This window comes from Rudaea sp. (genome assembly GCF_036560865.1).
GTDB lineage: Bacteria > Pseudomonadota > Gammaproteobacteria > Xanthomonadales > Rhodanobacteraceae > Rudaea.
This window is the reverse complement of sequence record NZ_DATBQK010000150.1, coordinates 1-1,935: the sequence shown is the minus strand read 5'-3', so window position 1 is coordinate 1,935 and position 1,935 is coordinate 1. Positions and strand designations below refer to the sequence as shown.

3 protein-coding genes are annotated in these 1,935 nt (G+C 62.4%); 1 reads left to right on the top strand and 2 read right to left on the bottom strand.

All coding sequences use genetic code 11. The features are described 5' to 3' along the window. Window positions 1-606, bottom strand: a complete 606-nt coding sequence (locus tag VIE67_RS14340; RefSeq protein WP_332027132.1) for a hypothetical protein — start codon at window positions 604-606, stop codon at window positions 1-3. A 99-nt stretch (window positions 607-705) separates the two neighbouring features. Here VIE67_RS14340 and VIE67_RS14335 point away from each other — a divergent pair, with 99 nt between their 5' ends. Continuing rightward, window positions 706-876 (top strand): hypothetical protein, encoded by a 171-nt coding sequence (locus tag VIE67_RS14335; RefSeq protein ID WP_332027131.1) that lies wholly within the window; start codon window positions 706-708, stop codon window positions 874-876. A gap of 272 nt (window positions 877-1,148) precedes the next feature. Here the strand turns inward: VIE67_RS14335 and VIE67_RS14330 are convergent, their stop codons facing one another. Next, the gene (locus VIE67_RS14330; RefSeq protein ID WP_332027130.1) at window positions 1,149-1,799 is read right to left on the bottom strand and encodes a HutD/Ves family protein; all 651 of its coding nucleotides are present in this window, start codon (window positions 1,797-1,799) and stop codon (window positions 1,149-1,151) included. Window positions 1,800-1,935 lie beyond the last annotated feature (136 nt).

Genomic DNA, 1,935 nt, shown 5'->3' with positions numbered 1-1,935 from the left:
TCACTTCACTGTGACAACGATCGTCTTGAACTCGGATACGCCGAGCGTGAAGGTCACCGTCGTCGACTTGCCACCACCGGTTACCGCCAGCGTGTAGTACGAACTGCGCTGGTTGGCGGTATCCGTCGCCGGCAGTCCCTGATTCTCGTACTGCTTCTGCGCGGACGCATCGCACGAGGTCGGCACACCGCTCAACGGCAGATTCTGCGCGTTGATGTTGACACTCTGCGCGGTGCCCTTGGATTGCAAGTGCAGCTTCGCTATCTGCGCCAGCGGGACTCCCTTGTTGTTGACCGCGAGCACGCGGATGCCGCGCAACACGCCTTCTCCGCACAGCGCAACGTTCGCCGACACTACGCCTTCCGGATTGTTGTCGGCCACATTGAAGTTGCCTGTGAACTTGCCCACGCCGGTCGGCGCGAACGTCACCGGTTCGTTGAAGTGATCGCTGGTCGCAAAGCGTGCCGGCGGAATCGTTGCCGCAGGTGCTGTGTAAGGCGCCCCCGAGGTCGTCATCGAATCGACGATCAGTTCGGCCTGGCCGACATTGGTGACGGTCAGCCCCTGCGTCATGCCGGGGTAGCCCGGCGCCTGAGACTGGATCACCGTCGCGGATATGTCAGCGTATTGGACGATGTCTGTACGGCCGGCAGCAAACCGGTTCCGCTCAGAGCGACCACGACGCTCGGATTGGCAGGGTCGCTCGTGCCTACCGTCAGTGTTGCGACGCGCGGACCGGCGGCCGAGGGATTGAAGCGAATCGTCAGCGTCAGGCTGCTGCCGGTACCGATCGACACCGGCAGCACGGGCGCGCCGATGATCGAAAAGTCGCTTGCATTTGCACCGCTGATCGCCAGCGACGCGAGCCGGCACTGAGGCGAACCTGCTTTTTGCTGGATCCCCATGTAAGGCTTACGCAAAGCTGTGGGGAAATTACAGGCAGCAAAGCTGCGCGGAAATTACAAGCTCGTCTCGGCGGCGAATTGGCCAGCACTTCCAGCAGTTATCGTCCGCCGCTCGAAAGCGGAAAAATGGACGTACGTCACGCGGCCAGCGCACGGAAATTGACGTACGTCACGCTTCGAAGAACCGTTGGGGCGGCTGCGATCCGCTCGATGCGATGGGCAAGCGCCTGCGTAGGCGCAGGGCTATGTGGTGGTCAGCTTGACCAGCAGCAGGTCGCCGCCACCGTCGAGTATGCAATTGTGCATGGTGCCGTCGTCTTCGAGCAGCAGCGATTCGCCGGCCGAGAACGCCTGCGGTTCCGCGGACGCCTGCACGGTCGCGCGGCCCGCTGCGAGATAGACGAACCAGGTTATGCGCGCCGCGTCGGGAAACACCATCGTGCCGACCAGAGGACGATGCAACACTTCAGCATGAACCCGGTCGCGTCGCGCAATCACGTTGAAATCGCGCACCGGCCCATCGCGTAGGCGGCCGCGGGTTTGCCATTCGCCGTCGAATCTGACGAAGCGCAAACGATGGTCGAGCACGGCTGCGGGTGCCGCATCAAATTCCAGCGTCATGCCGTTGCCGTCGAGCAAGGCGATGTAGCGATCGCACTGTGGAAAAGTGGAAAATGCGCCATCGCTTTTGATCTCGGCGATGCTGATGCGCCAGTCAGGCTCCAATGAAATAACGCTGTCGCGCGCAGTGCGACGATCACTCCTCCTCCCCTGCGTCAGCGGGGGAGGACTGGAAATGGGGGCAGGCGACCGCGCCAGTTCCGTCGTCCAGCCCCCGCCGTTCTTCCAGCGCTGGCGCCGATAGTCGGCTTCGCGCAAATGGCGGACACGCATCAGCCGCAGCCGCCTTCACTGTGCCGGGAGAATGCATCGGTCGCGAGCAGGTTCTGCAATTGCGCCGTGGAAGTCGACAGACTTTCCGCCCAGGTGTAGCCGACGATGACTTCACCACTCAGCGCATCGCGAAAAT